The sequence below is a fragment of the Aeromonas rivipollensis genome, from assembly GCF_037811135.1.
Classification (GTDB): Bacteria; Pseudomonadota; Gammaproteobacteria; order Enterobacterales; family Aeromonadaceae; genus Aeromonas; species Aeromonas rivipollensis.
In genome coordinates this window covers 3908862-3925812 of record NZ_CP149130.1, presented here as the reverse complement: position 1 = coordinate 3925812, position 16951 = coordinate 3908862, and the positions used below count along the sequence as shown (strand labels likewise).

The following is a 16951-nucleotide window of genomic DNA, read 5'->3' as shown; positions in this document are numbered from 1 at the left end:
GGTTCGGGGCATTTTTTTATCCGGTGAGAGCCTGCCTCCGCATTTAGCGGCTGGCCAGCGGGTAGGTGAACAGGGCCAGGTGGGCGAAGTTGAACAGGAAGTGCAGCAGTATGGCGACGCTCAGCCGTCCGCTGAGTTGGAATGCCAGGCCGTAACAGACCCCCGCCAGGGCGGCAAACAGCACCAGCAGCGGACCACCGGCCAGGTGCGCGGCCCCGAACAGCAGGCTGGCGACCAGGAGACCGAGCCAGGGTTTGCTTCGGCTCGCCACCCCTTGCTGGATCAGGCCGCGAAACAGCGCCTCTTCCGCCACGCAGGTGAACAGCAGGTTGTTGAAGGCGAACAGCCACCACCAGTGGGGCAGCCCCCCGTCGGGCTTGAGGGCCCCCAGCAGCCAGGCGGTGATCAGCAGGGCCGCCAGCGGCAGCATGAGCAGGGCCAGCGGTCGCCAGCGCATCGCGCCGCCCGGGCCGAGCAGGGCGGGCCAGGCCAGCAGCAGGCCGAAGAAGATGAGCGGCTTGTCCAGATTCAGGTAGAGGGTGAAAGGGACGCTGGCGGGGCCGGCCTGTACCCGATCCAGCACCTTGAGGTTGTCAAAGCCCGGCACCAGGTGCAGCGTCAGGGCCATGGCCCACAGCAGTACCAGCGTCAGTGCGACGCCACGCCAGGGTTGGGGCAGGCGGGGCGTGCGCCAGGCCAGCAAGAGACCGGCCAGGCTGACCAGCGCGGCGACGGGGCTGAGTCGCTCCAGCCAGAGGGCGGTCAGCAGGGCGACCCCCAGCAGGATCAGACCGCTCCTCTGCTGGCGGGCCAGGCAGAGCAGCACGGCCAGTCCCAGGGCGAGCCAGATGAGGGTATCAGGGAGTGGTAACATTGAGTCTCCTTGTGGGTTCCAAGGGGCGCACCTTAACCAGCCTCTGTCTCTCGCACAAGGCGCAATGGACTGGTCGGAGCCCTGTTGTGCTCCTTTTTGCCGACAGAGCTGACCGGCCTGGACAATAAAAAAGCCGGAGCAAAGGCTCCGGCTTTGTGAACAGGGGGTGGCCCGGATGAAGGGGCCAAGCCAGATTAACGGCCGGATTCGGCGATGACGCGGGCGATGATGTCGGCACGCTTGCTCGCTTCCAGCTCGCCCAGGGCGATGAGGCCAGCCTTGAAGATGACGTTCTTCGGCAGGCTGACGTCGTCCAGGGTGGTGATGGCTTCGACGTGCAGGCCGTTCAGGCGGCTGGCATCACGCGGGCTCAGGTTGACCTGGGTATTCATCACCTGCTTGCCTTTCTTCTTGGCAGGCACGGCGGCTTTCTGGCTGGATTCCTGTTCTTCGTCTTCCGGCAGTTCGTCATCAAAATCGTAAATGGACATAGTCAATCCTGTTGGGTTGCAAGGGGCATGCTCGCCCGAAATGTGGGTATTCAGCCCATATCCTCGTTGCGGATAAAGGCGCGCCAGGAGCCGAGCACCTGGGCAAAGTCTTCCAGTCCGCACATGGCCAGCTGCTCATCATCGTAGTAGGCGAGATCGTCGAGATCCTCATCCAGCTCGATATTGAGGACGTTGGCTTTCACCTCGGCCTCTTCAGGGGTGAGCAGCAGCGAATAGTCACCGCCGTGACGCCTGTACTCCGTGCGGGTTCGATTGGAGAGCTGGTCGATGATGGAGAAGAGCTCGTCGAGAGTCTCCTCATCCTTGCCAACTTCATCGATCAGCCACTGACCTATGGCCTCATGGCCCATGGAGAACCGGGCGCGATAGCCACCGAACGGGTCGCGGCGAAATTCATAGTCCATAGCGGAGTCCCTATCGGAAGGGTGGAGCCACCACAACACGGAGCGGCGTGACGCCGGATCCATGATCCAGGGTGGGGCACAGATAGCGTAAAGTGGCCTATTCTAGCGATCCCCCCCGCGCTTGTCTTGATGATGTGGGATCTTTAACGGGTCTGTCCCCCCGATCCAGGCCACCCGGGGGCCCTGTCAACGAATGGTATGGAGAGGCAATGCAGCTCAATGACACCCTTGCCCGTCAGATAGTGAGCCGGGCGATGAAGATACTGTCGTTCTCGGTGAACGTGATGGACGAAAGGGGCCTTATCATCGCCTCCGGCAACCCTCTGCCATCTATCCGGAGATGTTATGCAGCTCAATGACACCCTTGCCCGTCAGATAGTGAGCCGGGCGATGAAGATACTGTCGTTCTCGGTCAACGTGATGGACGAGCGCGGCCTTATCATCGCCTCCGGCAATCCCGAGCGGCTCCATCAACGTCACGAGGGGGCCGTGCTGGCGCTGACCGAGAATCGGGTGGTGGAGATCAGCGAAGCGACCGCCCAGCAGCTCAAGGGGGTGAGACCCGGCATCAACCTGCCCATCGCCTATCAGGGGGAGTTGCTCGGGGTCATCGGCATCTCGGGGGATCCGGAGGAAGTGCGTGCTTACGCCGAGCTGGTGCGGATGACAGCCGAGCTGATCCTGGAGCAGGCGGCACTCACCGAGCAGCTGCAGTGGGACAAGCGCCACAAGGAGGAGCTGGTGCTGCAGCTCATCCGCGGCGAGGGACGGGCCGATCAGCTGCAGCAGGCGGCCCGCTTCCTCGATCTCGATCTGGCCCAGCCTCGCGTCGTCGCCGTGCTGGCGCTGGAGGAGGCCGATCCCGCCCGGCTGCGGGAGCTGGTGCACTTGCTGGAGAATCCGGAGCGGGACAATCTGGTGGCCATCAACGGCTTGGACGAGATAGTGGTGCTCAAACCGGCCCAGCTCAGCGACGGCGTCTGGCAATCGGCGCAGGAGCGTAGCCGCATCAAGCAGTTGCTGGCCCGCATTCCCCATTTCAAGGTGCGCATCGGGGTGGGTGATTACTTCGCCGGGACGGGCGGGTTGGCGCGCTCCTACCAGACCGCCCGCGACACCCTGCGCCGAGGCATGAGCCAGGCGCCGCGCAAGCAGGTCTACTTCTTCGAGGATTACCGCCTGCCGGTGCTGCTTGGGAGCCTGGCGGACTCCTGGCAGGCGGATCAGCTGCGGGCCCCCCTGCTCAAGCTGGCAAAGGAGGATGCAAAGGGAACGCTGCAAAAGACACTGCGCCAATATTTCTTGCAGGATTGTGATCTGCATCCCTGTGCCGAAACGCTCTTCATCCACCCCAATACCCTGCGTTACCGGCTGACCCGGATAGAACAGATAACTGGCTTAAGTTTCAACAGGTTAGATGACAAATTCCTGCTTTACCTCGGACTTAATTTCGACGGCTGACTTGTTCATTTGAACAAAAATCAAAGCTACCTAAGCGCAAGTTTTGGTTTTTCAGCCAAAGCATTCCGGGCGGGGATCACCATAATGGCCACCACTTACTTCCACTCAAGGTGCCCGTCATGATCCCTGTATCCGCGCTCGGTGCTCTCGCTGCGCTCTCCATCGCCATCTTCCTCATTCTGAAGAAGGTGCCGCCTGCCTACGGCATGATAGTCGGTGCCCTGGCCGGTGGCCTGATCGGCGGCGCCGACCTGACCCAGACCGTCGCCCTGATGATCGGCGGCGCCCAGGGGATCACCACGGCCGTGATGCGGATCCTGGCGGCCGGTGTGCTGGCAGGTGTCTTGATCGAATCGGGGGCCGCCACCACCATCGCCGAGACCATCGTCCGCAAACTCGGCGAGACCCGCGCCCTGCTGGCCCTGGCGCTGGCCACCCTGATCCTGACCGCGGTCGGCGTCTTCGTGGACGTGGCCGTCATCACTGTCGCTCCCATAGCGCTCGCCATCGCCCGTCGCGCCGATCTCTCCAAGGCCGCCATACTGCTGGCCATGATAGGGGGCGGCAAGGCGGGCAACGTCATGTCCCCCAACCCGAACGCCATAGCCGCGTCCGACGCCTTCCATCTGCCTCTCACCTCTGTGATGGCGGCCGGCATCATCCCGGGCCTGTTCGGGCTGGTGATGGCCTACTGGCTGGCCAAGCGCCTCAACAAACGGGGCAGCAAGGTCGCGGCCGACGAGGTGGTGAACTTTGACGGTGGCAAGCTGCCCGGCTTCTTCGCCGCCATCAGCGCCCCCCTGGTCGCCATACTGCTGCTGGCCCTGCGCCCGGTGGCCGGCATAGTCGTGGATCCCCTCATCGCCCTGCCTCTCGGCGGCCTGGTCGGCGCCCTGATGATGGGCAAGTTCAGCAAGGTGAACCAGTTTGCCGTCTCGGGTCTGGCCCGCATGGCACCGGTGGCCATCATGCTGCTGGGGACCGGTACCCTGGCGGGCATCATCGCCAACTCGGGTCTGAAGGATGTGCTGATCAGCGGCCTGACCGCCTCCGGCTTGCCCTCCTACCTGCTGGCCCCCATCTCCGGCGCCCTGATGTCGCTGGCGACCGCCTCGACCACGGCCGGTACAGTGGTGGCCTCCAACGTGTTCAGCTCCACCCTGATCGAGCTGGGGATCAGCAGTCTGGCGGGGGCCGCCATGATCCATGCCGGTGCCACCGTATTTGACCACATGCCCCACGGCTCCTTCTTCCACGCCACCGGTGGCAGCGTCCACATGGGGGTGGGTGAGCGCCTCAAGCTCATCCCGTACGAAACCGCGGTCGGTCTGACCATTGCAACTGTCTCCACCCTGATGTTTGGCGTGTTTGGCCTCGCCTAAGGAATTGATATGAAAATTGTTATTGCCCCCGATTCATTCAAGGAGAGTCTGAGCGCCATGGCGGTGGCCGATGCCATCGAGGCTGGTTTCAAGCTGGTGCTGCCGGATGCCACCTATGTCAAATTGCCCATGGCCGATGGCGGCGAGGGCACTGTGCAGTCACTGGTGGATGCCACCGGCGGCCACATACTGCCGGTCGAGGTGACTGCACCGCTCGGCAACAAGGTGCAAGGCTTCGTCGGCCTGCTGGGGGATGGCAAGCGTGCCGTCATCGAGATGGCGGCGGCCTCCGGTATCCATCTGGTAGCACCGGAGCAGCGCAATCCGCTGCTCACCTCCAGCCTGGGTACAGGAGAGCTGATCCTGGCCGCGCTGGAAATGGGGGTCACTCACCTCATCCTCGGCATCGGTGGCAGTGCCACCAACGACGGCGGTGCCGGCATGATCCAGGCGCTCGGCGGCAAGCTGCTCAAAGCGGATGGCTCTGCCATCGAGTTGGGTGGTGCCGGCCTGGCCGAGCTGGCCACCATCGATCTGAGCGGGCTGGATCCCCGCCTGAGCGAGCTGGTCATCGAGGTGGCCTGCGATGTGAACAACCCGTTGTGCGGCCCGAAAGGCGCCTCCGCCGTGTTCGGCCCGCAGAAGGGGGCGACCCCCGAGATGGTGCAGCAGCTGGACGCCAATCTGGCCCACTACGCCGACTGCATCGAGCAGGCCCTCGGCAAGCAGGTGAAGGAGCTGCCGGGGGCGGGCGCCGCCGGTGGCATGGGCGCCGCCCTGGTCGGCCTGCTCGGGGCCGAGCTCAAGCCCGGCATCCAGATAGTGATCGAAGCCTTGAAGCTGGCCGATGAAGTGGCCGATGCGGATCTCGTCATCACAGGGGAAGGGCGCATCGACAGCCAGACCATTCACGGCAAGACGCCAATCGGTGTCGCACGCTGCGCCAAGCAGTTTGGCAAGCCGGTGATCGGCATCGCCGGTTGCCTCACCGACGATTGCGGTGTGGTCCATGACCATGGCATCGACGCAGTGTTCGCCGTGGTCAACCGGGCCATGTCCCTGCCGGAGGCGATCGCAACCGCCACCACCAACCTGCAGCTCACGGCCCGCAACGTCGCCGCCCTCTATCTGCTGCGTCGTTAACCCTCTTCTGGCCGGTACCCGTCACCGGCCACACCCTGCCCCGTGTAGCGGATGTGGTTGCTCGCCTGAGGGCGGACCCTCTGACGCACCTTGCCGATCCCAGGATCGGCTTTTTTATTATCCTGCTGTCTTTTATATGGTTTTTGTATTCTGCCAGGGGGCTTTGCGGCATAGTGATCCCCCATAGTACAAGGAGCAACCCATGATCTTGCTGACCCTGGGGGTACTGCTATTTACCCTTATCCATCTCTATCCCTGCTTCGCCGCGGCGCACCGTGCCCGCCTGCGCGATCGATTGGGGGAGAACCGTTACAAGGGACTCTTCTCGCTGCTGGTGTTCGTCGCCATCGGCTGCATCCTCGCCGGCTGGCGCAGCGCCAGCCCCATGCCGCTCTATTTCCTGCCTGCCTGGGGGCCCATGCTGGTGATGGCGTCCATGCCGGTCGCGCTGATCCTGCTGTGCGCCGGCCAGGGGCCCAACCACCTGAGGCGTTGGCTGGTACACCCCCAGCTGCTCGGCACCCTGCTCTGGGCTTGTGCCCATCTGGCGGTCAACAGTGAGGCACGCTCCCTGGTGCTGTTCGGGGGGCTAGGCGCCTGGGCGCTGGTCAGCATCGTCTGGATTTCGGTGCGGGACTGGCGCACCAAGCCGAGGCCTGCGGCCACCTGGCAGGGGACGGGGATCAGCGTGGGCGCCGGTCTGGCGCTCACGGCCCTGCTCATCTTCTGGGGCCACGGCTGGTTGACCGGGATCCCGCTGCACTGATCCCTGAACCTTGTTCGGGGATCTCGCGTATGATGGAGAAAACCCGAGGAGTCACGTCAATGAAATGGTTCACCCTGCTGCTGTTGCTCGGATCTGGCGCGGCATCTGCCGCCTGTCCCGATTACTTCAATGTGGAGATGCGGGAGCTCAACAATACCCAGCGCCACAACCTCTGCCAACTGACCGAGGGCAAGGTGGTGCTGGTGGTCAATACCGCCTCTTATTGTGGTTACAGCGGCCAGTTCCGGGATCTGGAGGCGCTCTATCAGAGCTACAAGGACAAGGGCTTGATGGTGCTGGGGTTCCCCTCCAACGACTTCTGGCAGGAGGCGGGTAATGAGAACAAGACCGCCGAGGTGTGCCGCCGGGATTACGGTGTGACCTTCCCCATGTTCAACCGGGTCTCGGTGCGTGGCGCCGATGCGGTGCCCCTGTTCAAGGGGCTGGCGGCCGCCGCCGATGGGGATGCGCCCAGTTGGAACTTCCACAAATACCTGGTGGGCCGCGATGGCAAGCTGATTGCGAGCTATGGCGCAAACCAGAATCCGGCCGATGATCCCCTCAAGGAGCAGTTGATCCAGGCGCTGGGACGCTGACCCTACCCCCTGGCGGGCGGTTCTGGAATAATGGGGGCCCGCCACCCACTCTGGTTATCCCGTGCTGCAACGTCTTCCCCAAATGGTGATCTTCGATGCCCTGGTCCGCGAGCAGGGCATCTCTGCCGCCGCGCGGCGGCTCGGGGTATCCAAGTCCCACATCAGCAAGCAGCTGGCCCAGCTTGAGACCGAGCTCGGGGCCCAGCTGGTGCAACGCACCACCCGCCGCTTCTCCCTGACCGAACTCGGTCAGGAGTATGCCCGTCACTGCCGCGCCCTGATGGCGGTGGCCCTGGAGGCTGACTCCATGGTGGCGGAGCGACGCGGCAAGGTGAGTGGCGTGCTTCATCTTGGCGTGGGCCAGTCTTTCGGCCGCTTGCACGTGATCCCGCGGCTCAAGGCATTCCAGGCGCGCTACCCCGATCTGGAGCTGGAAGTCTCCCTGTTCGATCACAGAACCAACCTGGTGGATGAGGGGCTGGATCTCTGGATCACCACCTACGAGGACAAGCCCGAGGGGCTGGTGGGGCAGCGGCTGGCGGACATCGGCTTCGTGCTGGTGGCCTCGCCGGACTATCTGCTGAGCCACGGTACCCCGCTGCACCCCAGGGATCTGGCCAGGCACAACTGCATCACCTACCAGAGCCGGGAGCGGCGCTACCACGAGTGGTCGTTTCGCCAGGGCAAGGAGCGCCAGACGGTGCAGGTGGCCGGCAACTACAGGGTGGATCTGGCGGAGGCGGTGCGGGATGCCGCCCTGGCCGGGCTCGGCATCGCCTATGTTGCCAACTACCTGCTGGACAAGGAGCTGCAATCCGGTCAGCTCATTCCCCTGCTGCCCCAGTGGCGCCCGAACCAGAAGATGGCGGTGCACGCCGTCTATGCCAGGCGGGAGCACCTGGATCCCAAGATCCGCCTCTTCATCGACTTCCTCAAGGAGAGCTTCGGCCCCGAACCCTATTGGGCGCAGCGGCTGGCCCCCTGGCTTGGGGGCAGATTGTCCGGTGTGGAGGAATAATCGTTTCCATACAAGAACACTGACTTTCGCCTGATACCAAACACGAGCCAAATCAGCCAGTTGGCGCAACCGATATCGTGCAAACGTTTTTGCTAACAGGGTTGTAACCAGGTGGGCTTGCAGTGATGGGGGCAGGGGAGCAGAATCCGCGCCCATCTTCAGTCCCACTAGATGGAATCCCTATGATCGCCCTGCTCGGCATCTTGAGTATCCTGGCGCTAGCCGCACTCTGCTCTGATAATCGTCGTCGTATCCCGTTGAGAACAGTGGGTCTCGCCCTCTGCCTGCAAGTCCTCTTCGCCGCCCTGGTGCTCTGGCTGCCTGCGGGTCAGCAGGTGCTCAACGGCGTCAGCGAGAGCGTCAGCAGCGTGATCGGCTACGGCCAGGAGGGGATTGCCTTCCTGTTCGGCGACCTGGCCAAGTTCAAGCTGGGTTTCATCTTCGCGTTCAACGTGCTGCCGGTCATCATCTTCTTCTCCGCGGTGATCGCCATCCTCTACCACATAGGCATCATGCCGCGGGTCATCGCCCTGCTGGGGGGCGGCCTGCAGAAGCTGCTGGGCACCGGCCGTGCCGAAAGCCTCTCCGCCACCGCCAACATCTTCGTCGGCATGGTGGAGGCGCCCCTGGTGGTCAAGCCCTACCTCTCCAGGATGTCTGATTCCCAGTTCTTCGCGGTGATGAGCTGCGGTCTCGCCTCAGTGGCCGGTGGCACCCTGGTGGGCTATGCCAGCATAGGGGTCGAGCTGAAATACCTGATCGCCGCCGCCTTCATGTCGGCGCCTGCCGGCCTGGCCATGGCCAAGATCCTGGTGCCGCCCGGTGCCGATGAGGTGGATCACCATCAGGATGTGGAGATCCCCCGCGCCACCAACGTCATTGAAGCGGCGGCCGATGGCGCCATGTCCGGTCTCAATATCGCTGTGGCGGTGGGCGCGACTCTGCTGGCCTTCGTCGGGGTGATTGCCATGCTCAACGGCCTGCTGGGCTGGGCCGGTGATCTGGTGGGGCTGGATCTGAGCTTCCAGATCATCCTGGGCTGGCTGTTCGCCCCCGTCTCCTGGCTCATCGGTGTGCCCTGGGATCAGGCTCAGGCAGCTGGGGCGCTTATCGGCACCAAGATTGTCATCAACGAGTTCGTCGCCTTCATCGCCCTGGTACAGGATCAGACCCTGAACGAGTCGAGCAAGGCTATAGTCACCTTCGCCCTGTGCGGTTTCGCCAACATCTCCTCCATGGCGATCCTTATCGGCGGCCTGGGGGCCATGGTGCCGGAGCGCAAGTCCTTCATCGCCCGTTACGGCATGCGTGCCATCCTGGCGGGGGTGCTGGCAAACCTGATGAGCGCTTCACTCGCGGGTCTGTTCCTCGCCCTCTGAGTGGCCTCGAGACTCGCACTTTCAGATAAAAGCCCGCTTCGGCGGGCTTTCTTGTGGCTGCGTTCGGGCAAAAAAAAAGCGCCTCAGAGGAGGCGCGGGGAAAAAAGACAGATTGGAAGCGTCACATGGGTGCCACTTGAATGAGGGATGAGCCGTGCCATCCAAGTGTGAAGCCATGATGCCTGACCCTGTCTGAAGCCCTTCTGAGGCGATTCTTCATACTATGTTCATTTTGCTAAACGCCCGGTAGCGTCGGTTCGAAGCCTCTTTTCCCCAGCTTCAGTGCCAGCAGCCAGCGTTGTGAACGGGATGCTGCCGGCTAACCAGGGGTCAGGGAGTCAGCGTGAAGTTGTCGACAGTCTGTTGCTCCAATGCCAGCAGCCAGCGCTTGATGGGAATGCCGCCGGCGTATCCCGTCAGTGCGCCGCTGCTGCCTATCACCCTGTGGCAGGGCACTATGATGCTGAGCGGATTGCGGCCGTTGGCCGCCCCAACGGCCCGTACCGCCTTGGGGTTGCCGATGGCCTGGGCTATCTCGAGATAGCTGATGGTCTCGCCGTAGGGGATGTCGCACAGGGCGTGCCACACCGATTGCTGGAAGGGGGTGCCTCTGGCGGCGAGCGGCAGTGTGAAGCGGCGCAGACGGCCGGCAAAGTAGGCCTCGAACTGCTCGAGGTAGGGGGCCAGGGCCACATCGTCCCGCTGCCATTCCGCTGTCGGGGTGACCGGCTGCTCCCCCTGCAGGAACTCCACGAAGCGCAGGCCATCCTGATCGATGGCGACCAGCAGGGGGCCCTGGGCGCTGTCACAAAAACTGTATCTCATGGATCTCTCTTCCTCGGCCTGAACGGCTCACTCCATCCCGGGCTTGCCACGGGCCGACTTGATCTCGCCCTTGCGCTTCTTGGCGTCGACCCGCTTGCGCTGGGAGCTGCGGGTCGGCTTGGTGGCATGGCGGGCCTTGGGGCGCCAGGCGGCCTTTTTCAGCAGCTCGGTCAGGCGGCTCATGGCCTCCTTGCGGTTCATGTCCTGGCTGCGGTGGGTCTCGACCCTGATCTGGATGAAACCATCGTGGACCCGGCTGTCGCTCAGTTTCTCCAGCCCCTCCTTGTAGAGATCCGGCAGGCTGGGGGAGTCGCGGTAATCGAAGCGCAGCCAGACGGCGGAGTCCGTCTTGTTGACGTGCTGGCCCCCGGCACCCTGGGCGCGCATGGTCTGAAACTGCAGCTCATGCCAGGGAATGATCACGCTGTTGGAGATGACTAACATGGGGTGATGCTCTCATTTGGTGCATCAAGGGAGTCTGGTGCAGCTTGGTGCCTCATTATGGGGCGAGATGCGCTTCCTTGGTGATCCTGAGCCGAAACGGCTCAAGGGTTAATGTCTATCTTTATGAAAATAAACAATAAAAATACTTGGCACAAGAATTGATGACCCATTCATGACATACCATGGATTGGGAGCAACCAGATGAAGCTGATTACTGCGATTATCAAACCTTTCAAGTTGGACGACGTGCGCGAGGCCATCGCCAACCTGGGCGTCGAGGGTCTGACCGTGTCCGAGGTCAAGGGCTTCGGTCGCCAGAAGGGGCACACCGAATTATACCGGGGGGCCGAGTACCAGGTCGACTTCCTGCCGAAGGTAAAGCTGGAGATCGCCACCGCCGACGAAAACGTGGAAGGGGTGATCGAGGCCATCTGCAAGGCGGCTTATACCGGCAAGATAGGGGACGGCAAGATCTTCGTCTATGACCTGCTGCAGGCAGTGCGCATCCGTACCGGCGAGAGCGACGACGAGGCGCTGTGATGCCGTGCTAGGACTCCGGCCACTGAGCCGACCGGGTTGAGCGCTCAGGCCCTGCCGGACCGATAGCAAAAGAGAATGCGTGATCATGGAGAGACTGGGTGGGATTCCATCCGGTCTTTTTGTTTTGGCGCCGATTAAATATGTGGCCTTACCTCTGCAAACCGCCTTGATCCTCTCATCCTGATTCATGCAGAATGCAAACGAAAATAGTTATCACTTTATGCACAGACAAGGAATGGATGATGAAAATGAAGATGTTGGCGCTGGTGTTCTCCTCGCTGCTTGCCCAGTCGGCCTTTGCCGCCGCTGAAGTGAATGTCTACTCCAATCGGCAGGATGAGCTGATCAAGCCCATCATCCAGCAGTTCGAGAAAGAGACCGGGATCAAGGTCAATGTGGTGTTTGCCAAAGAGGGGCTGAACGAGCGCCTGGAGCGGGAAGGCAAGCTCTCCCCGGCGGATCTGATGCTGACCGTCGACATCAGCCGTCTGACCGATCTGGTGGACAAGGATCTGGTGCAGCCGGTAGACAGCAAGACGCTGCAGGAGAACATTCCCTCCATCTATCGTGATCCGGACAACCGCTGGTTTGCCCTGACCACCCGGGTGCGCGCCATCTACTCCAGCAAGGATCGTCTCGGCAAGCTCGACACCATCCGCTACGAAGATCTGGTCAAGCCTGAATTCAAAGGAAAAATTTGTACCCGCAGCGGCAAGCACGAGTACAATGTGGCGCTGGTTTCGTCCATGATTGCCCATCACGGCATGGCGGACACCAAGACCTGGCTGGAAGGGGTCAAGGCCAACCTGGCGCGCAAGCCGCAAGGCAACGACCGGGATCAGGTCAAGGCGATCAAGGACGGCATCTGTGATGTCTCCCTCGGCAACAGCTACTACCTGGGCGCCATGCTGAAAGATCCGGCGCAGAAATCCTGGGCCGAGGCGGTTTACATCAACTTCCCGAACCAGGCTGATCGCGGTGCCCACGTCAACGTGAGCGGTGTGGCCATGACCAAGTACGCCAAGAACAAGGAAGCCGCCCAGAAGCTGATGGAGTTCCTCTCTGGCGACACCGCCCAGCACATGTATGCGGACGTGAATGCCGAGTATCCGGTCAAGGCCGGGGTCGAGCCTTCCGCCATGGTCAAGTCCTGGGGGAGTTTCAAGTCTGACCCCATGCCGGTCAGCGACTATGCCAAGCACCGCAAGGACGCCTTGCAGCTGCTGGATGAAGTGAAATTCGACTTGTAATCAGATGGGGCCTAAGGCCCCATCAATCGCTGTGGTCTCATGAAAAATTTTGGATGGATTGCCGGCAGCTGGGCCACCGCCCTGCTGCTGGGTTTGCCGGTGCTTGCCCTCATCTTCTCTGCCTTCTCGGCAGACGGAGACCTGTTTCGCCACCTCGCCGACACGGTGCTGCTCGATTACCTTGGCAACACCTCAGGGTTGGTGCTGGGGGTAGTGCTGCTCAGCCTGCTGTTCGGGGTGCCCACCGCCTGGCTGGTCGCCATGTGCCAGGTGCCGGGGCGCCGCGCCCTGCAGTGGGCGCTGATGCTGCCCATGGCCATGCCCTCCTACATAGTGGCTTATGTCTATACCGACCTGCTCGACTACTCGGGCCCGCTGCAGGCGGGGCTGAGATCCCTGTTTGACTGGCAGGGCCCGACCGATTACTGGTTCCCGGCCATCCGCTCTCTCGGCGGTGCCGCCTGGGTGCTGGCGCTGGTGCTCTTCCCCTATGTCTATCTGCTGGCGCGCGCCTCCTTTCTGGAGCAGTCGGTCAGCCTCATTCACTCCAGCCGCTTGCTCGGCTGCACCCCCTGGCAGAGCTTTCGTCGCCTAAGCCTGCCCCTGGCCCGTCCTGCCATCATGGTGGGGGCGTCGCTGGTGGGCATGGAGACATTGGCGGACTTCGCCACCGTCCACTTCTTTGCCATCAACACCCTGACGACGGCCATTTACGACACCTGGCTCGGCTATGGCAGCCTGGCCACCGCCGCCCGTCTCTCCTGCCTGATGTTGCTGGCGGTGGTGCTGCTCATCGCCCTGGAGCGCCGCTCCCGCCAGCGCCAGCAGGTGTTCCAGAAATCCATGGGTCATGAGCAGCCCCTGCGCTACCCCCTCAAGGGGGCCAGCCGTCTGCTGGCCGGGCTCTGGTGCTGGGGACTGGTGCTGGCCGGTTTCGGCCTGCCGTTTGTGATTCTGCTGGACTACGGGGTGCGCTATTTCGCACTGTCGTGGACGCCGGAGTTCGTGCGCTTCGCCGGCAACAGTCTGCTCATCTCGGCCCTGACTGCCCTGCTCGCCATGGCCATCGCCCTGCTGCTCGGCTTCTTCCGCCGCCTCGATGGCGGCACCCGCAGCCTGCTCCCCCTGCGCATCGCCGCCACCGGCTATGCCATGCCGGGTACAGTGCTCGCCATCGGGGTACTGGTGCCGCTGACGGCGCTGGATTTTGGCCTCAACGATCTGGCCGAGTGGCTCGGGATGCAGGGGCCCGGTCTGCTGCTGACCGGCACCCTCACCGCCATAGTATTCGGCTACCTGGTGCGCTTCGTGGCCATCGCCATCGGCTCGGTGGAGAGCAGCATGGGCAAGATCTCCCCCAGCCTCGATATGGCGGCCCGCACCCTGGGACAGGGGACGGGGGGCATGCTGCGGCGGGTGCATCTGCCGCTGGTACGGCGCGGCCTCTTTGCCGGCGCCATGCTGGTGTTCATTGAATCCATGAAGGAGCTGCCCGCGGCCCTGCTGCTGCGGCCGTTCAACTTCGAGACCCTGGCCACCCACGTCTACCAGTTCGTCTCGGACGAGATGCTGGAGCGGGGGGCGCTCGGCGCCATCGTCATAGTGCTGGTGGGGCTGGTGCCGCTTATCTGGGTCAACCGCAGTCTGGACAGCCCGGGCCATTAGGTCTGCTGCGAAACGAGAGGAACTGAGTCGTGTCTTGCTTGCAAGTAGAGAAGGTAAGCTGCCGTTACAACGGCCAGAACGTGCTGGAACAGCTCTCCCTGACGGTGGCCGACAACGAGATCGTCTGCCTGCTCGGAGCGAGTGGCTGTGGCAAGACCACGCTGCTCAAGGCCGTCGCCGGCCTGTTGCCGCTGGCGGAAGGCAGCATTCGTCTCGGGGATACCCTGCTGGACGGGCCCGGCGTGACGGTGTCGCCTGAGCGTCGCCACATCGGCATGATCTTTCAGGATTACGCCCTCTTCCCCCATCTGACGGTGGCCGAGAACATCGGCTTCGGGCTGACCCGGGTGCCTCGCGATAGCCGCCAGCAGCAGATCGAGGAGGCGCTGACCCTGGTCAATCTGCAGGGGCTGGGGGAGCGCTATCCCCATCAGCTCTCCGGTGGCCAGCAGCAGCGGGTTGCCATCGCTCGTGCCCTGGTCTGCAAGCCCAGATTGATGCTGCTGGACGAGCCCTTCTCCAACATCGACACCCAGGTGAGGATGAAGTTGATCCTCGAGATCCGCGCCCTGCTCAAGCGTCAGGGGATAGGCGCCATCTTCGTCAGCCACAGCAAGGAGGAGGCGTTCGCCTTCGCCGACCGGCTGGCACTGTTCCGGGCCGGTCATATCGAGCAGGTGGGGCAGCCGGAGCAGCTCTATCGCCGCCCCGAGAACCGCTTCGTGGCGGAGTTTCTCGGCGGGGTCAACTATCTGGCGGCCGAGGTGGTGGACAGCCACTGCGTGCAGACAGCGCTCGGGGTCATCTGTGGCCATGAACCACACGGCCGCGCCCCGGGAGAGCGGCTGCAGCTGATGCTCAGGCCCCAGCAGCTGGTGTTGACGGCCGCCGCTGACGGCGACTTGCTGGTGCGGGAGCAGCAGTTCCTCGGTCATCACTGCCGGGTGTTGGTGGAATGTGCCGGTCAGCAGCTGGAAGCCAGCATAGGGGAACCCCTTGAGGGAGAGAGGGCGCGCGTCACTGTGGCCCCCCATTCGCTGGTGTTGTTTGACCCTATATAGTGATGTGAAATCAAGGAATTGACCCCGTTCCGGTTTATAATCGCGCCACGCCCATAGCCAATGTCTTTGGAGAGAGAAATGAAAGCCCAAGCCGGGATCTGCGCAGAGCCGAATCTGCATGCCCTCTATCTGATGTTCAATCGCACCGGTGACGGTGCCGAGCTGGCGGCCCGTCTGGCCAAGCTGCCGGTTCTGTGGGATGCGGTGAGTGCCGATTTCCCCGACGCCGGTTTCAGCGGTCTGGTCGCCGTCGGCGCCGAAGGTTGGGATGCTATCTACCCTGTCGCCCGTCCGCCCCTGTTCCGTGGCTTCATGGCGCAGGAGGCCAATGGCCAGGAGGCGCCGAGTACCCCCTTTGATCTCTTTGTGCAACTGCGTGCGGATCGGGTCGATGTGCTCCATCACGCCGGGCAGCGGGTGATGGCGCTGCTGGCCGGGCTGGTGGCGCTGGCCGAAGAGGTGCGTGGTTTCCGCAATCTGGATTGCCGCGACCTGACCGGTTTCGTCGACGGCACCGAGAACCCCCAGGATGAGCACAGGGCCGAGGTGGCGCTGCTGGAGGGGGGCGAGTTTGCCGGCGGATCCTATGTCCATGTCCAGCGCTGGGTCCATGCCATGAGCGACTGGGAGAAGCTGGCGCTGAAGGAGCAGGAGGACATCATAGGCCGTACCAAGGCGGACAACATCGAGTACGAGTCGGCCGACAAGCCCCTGACCTCCCACATCAAGCGGGTCAACCTCAAGACCCCGAAGGGAGAGTCCATGGAGATACTGCGCCAGAGCATGCCCTGGGGCACCATGACCGAGCAGGGGCTCTACTTCATCTCCTGCTGCCGCACTCCGCTGCATTTCAATGCCATGCTGGCCAGCATGTACAAGGGAGAGGGCAGCCACTTCGATCACCTGCTGCGCTTCACCAGGGCGGTGACAGGAGCGGCCTTCTTCGCCCCCTCCATCGATTTTCTGGTCGCCCGGGGCAACTAAGTCCACTTGCGGATCGCACAGAAACAAAAATCCCGGCCTTGGCCGGGATTTTTCGTTCGGGTGGCGCGATCGCGACCCGATCAGGGGGTCTGTTCGAACAGCTCGAGTGCGGAGAGGTAGAGCTCTTCGATGTCGGTGTCGCTGGTCGGGGTGATGAAGATGGTGTCATCACCGGCGATGGTGCCGAGGATACCTTCGGCCTTGCCGAGGGAGTCGAGCAGACGGGCGATGAGCTGGGCCGCCCCCGGGCTGGTGTGGATCACCACCAGGGCACCGTTGTGGTCGACATCCAGTACCAGGTTCTTGAGCGGGCTGGAGGTGGTGGGCACACCCAGCTCCACCGGCAGGCAGTAGACCATCTCCATCTTGGCATTGCGGGTGCGGACGGCGCCGAAGCGGCTCAGCATGCGCGAGACCTTGGACTGGTTGATGTTCTCAAAGCCCATCTCTTGCAGGGCAGTGACTATCTCTGCCTGGGAGCCAAAGCGCTCCTCTTTCAGCAAGGCTTTAAAGGCCTTGGCCAGTTTTTCTTGCTTGTCGTTATGTTTCATCTTGGACTCACGAATGAGGGAGGTGACCGCCTGTCACGCTCAGGCGGCAGATACGAACAGCGCTGCTATTTTGCATTCATATGCCTGTTTTGGCAA

Annotated in this window: 19 protein-coding genes; 13 read left to right on the top strand and 6 right to left on the bottom strand. The window is 62.8% G+C overall.

The window, feature by feature from the left end; all coding sequences use genetic code 11:
* Window positions 1-43: 43 nt before the first annotated feature.
* From WIR04_RS17835 to WIR04_RS17825, 3 genes are all read right to left on the bottom strand, one after another.
* Window positions 44-874, bottom strand: coding sequence for a CPBP family intramembrane glutamic endopeptidase (locus tag WIR04_RS17835; RefSeq protein WP_338888705.1), 831 nt, complete (start codon window positions 872-874; stop codon window positions 44-46).
* Window positions 875-1068: 194 nt separating this feature from the next.
* A complete protein-coding gene (locus tag WIR04_RS17830; protein ID WP_025325671.1) occupies window positions 1069-1365 on the bottom strand; it encodes a hypothetical protein in 297 nt (98 codons plus the stop codon).
* A gap of 50 nt (window positions 1366-1415) precedes the next feature.
* Window positions 1416-1790, bottom strand: a complete 375-nt coding sequence (locus WIR04_RS17825) for a YacL family protein (protein ID WP_025325672.1) — start codon at window positions 1788-1790, stop codon at window positions 1416-1418.
* A gap of 209 nt (window positions 1791-1999) precedes the next feature.
* Here WIR04_RS17825 and WIR04_RS17820 point away from each other — a divergent pair, with 209 nt between their 5' ends.
* The 8 genes from WIR04_RS17820 (at window position 2000) to WIR04_RS17785 (ending at window position 9535) form a co-directional block, all read left to right on the top strand.
* Window positions 2000-2149, top strand: coding sequence for a sugar diacid recognition domain-containing protein (locus WIR04_RS17820; RefSeq protein ID WP_371160489.1), 150 nt, complete (start codon window positions 2000-2002; stop codon window positions 2147-2149).
* A complete protein-coding gene (locus WIR04_RS17815) occupies window positions 2136-3251 on the top strand; it encodes a sugar diacid recognition domain-containing protein (protein ID WP_338888700.1) in 1116 nt (371 codons plus the stop codon). The genes WIR04_RS17820 and WIR04_RS17815 overlap by 14 nt, the downstream gene beginning before the upstream one ends.
* 119 nt (window positions 3252-3370) lie before the next feature.
* On the top strand, window positions 3371-4633 hold the full coding sequence (locus tag WIR04_RS17810; protein WP_025325674.1) for a GntP family permease: 1263 nt from the start codon (window positions 3371-3373) through the stop codon (window positions 4631-4633).
* A 9-nt stretch (window positions 4634-4642) separates the two neighbouring features.
* A complete protein-coding gene (locus WIR04_RS17805; protein ID WP_338888697.1) occupies window positions 4643-5776 on the top strand; it encodes a glycerate kinase in 1134 nt (377 codons plus the stop codon).
* Between the two features lie 202 nt (window positions 5777-5978).
* Entirely contained in the window at window positions 5979-6542 is a 564-nt protein-coding gene (locus WIR04_RS17800) for an NnrU family protein (protein ID WP_338888695.1), read from the top strand.
* A gap of 59 nt (window positions 6543-6601) precedes the next feature.
* Window positions 6602-7138, top strand: coding sequence for a glutathione peroxidase (locus WIR04_RS17795; RefSeq protein WP_338888693.1), 537 nt, complete (start codon window positions 6602-6604; stop codon window positions 7136-7138).
* Between the two features lie 82 nt (window positions 7139-7220).
* Window positions 7221-8156 carry a LysR family transcriptional regulator gene (locus WIR04_RS17790; RefSeq protein ID WP_338892627.1) on the top strand — a complete coding sequence of 312 codons (936 nt, stop codon included), beginning with the start codon at window positions 7221-7223 and terminating at the stop codon, window positions 8154-8156.
* Window positions 8157-8338: 182 nt separating this feature from the next.
* On the top strand, window positions 8339-9535 hold the full coding sequence (locus WIR04_RS17785) for a NupC/NupG family nucleoside CNT transporter (protein WP_338888691.1): 1197 nt from the start codon (window positions 8339-8341) through the stop codon (window positions 9533-9535).
* 330 nt (window positions 9536-9865) lie between these two features.
* Here the strand turns inward: WIR04_RS17785 and WIR04_RS17780 are convergent, their stop codons facing one another.
* On the bottom strand, window positions 9866-10360 hold the full coding sequence (locus tag WIR04_RS17780; protein WP_338888689.1) for a methylated-DNA--[protein]-cysteine S-methyltransferase: 495 nt from the start codon (window positions 10358-10360) through the stop codon (window positions 9866-9868).
* 27 nt (window positions 10361-10387) lie between these two features.
* Window positions 10388-10804 (bottom strand): alternative ribosome rescue aminoacyl-tRNA hydrolase ArfB, encoded by a 417-nt coding sequence (gene arfB, locus WIR04_RS17775; protein ID WP_005332323.1) that lies wholly within the window; start codon window positions 10802-10804, stop codon window positions 10388-10390.
* A gap of 201 nt (window positions 10805-11005) precedes the next feature.
* Between arfB and glnK the strand changes: the two genes are divergently transcribed.
* The 5 genes from glnK (at window position 11006) to WIR04_RS17750 (ending at window position 16304) form a co-directional block, all read left to right on the top strand.
* Window positions 11006-11344, top strand: a complete 339-nt coding sequence (gene glnK / locus WIR04_RS17770; protein WP_005332325.1) for a P-II family nitrogen regulator — start codon at window positions 11006-11008, stop codon at window positions 11342-11344.
* Window positions 11345-11586: 242 nt separating this feature from the next.
* Complete coding sequence (locus tag WIR04_RS17765; RefSeq protein ID WP_080675062.1) at window positions 11587-12594, top strand: extracellular solute-binding protein; 1008 nt, start codon at window positions 11587-11589, stop codon at window positions 12592-12594.
* Window positions 12595-12633: 39 nt separating this feature from the next.
* Window positions 12634-14259 carry an iron ABC transporter permease gene (locus WIR04_RS17760; protein ID WP_338888685.1) on the top strand — a complete coding sequence of 542 codons (1626 nt, stop codon included), beginning with the start codon at window positions 12634-12636 and terminating at the stop codon, window positions 14257-14259.
* 29 nt (window positions 14260-14288) lie between these two features.
* On the top strand, window positions 14289-15320 hold the full coding sequence (locus WIR04_RS17755) for an ABC transporter ATP-binding protein (protein WP_338888683.1): 1032 nt from the start codon (window positions 14289-14291) through the stop codon (window positions 15318-15320).
* A 78-nt stretch (window positions 15321-15398) separates the two neighbouring features.
* A complete protein-coding gene (locus tag WIR04_RS17750) occupies window positions 15399-16304 on the top strand; it encodes a Dyp-type peroxidase (protein WP_338888681.1) in 906 nt (301 codons plus the stop codon).
* 80 nt (window positions 16305-16384) lie between these two features.
* On the opposite strand, the gene argR is transcribed toward WIR04_RS17750, so the two are convergent.
* Window positions 16385-16855 carry a transcriptional regulator ArgR gene (gene argR / locus WIR04_RS17745; protein WP_005308670.1) on the bottom strand — a complete coding sequence of 157 codons (471 nt, stop codon included), beginning with the start codon at window positions 16853-16855 and terminating at the stop codon, window positions 16385-16387.
* Window positions 16856-16951 lie beyond the last annotated feature (96 nt).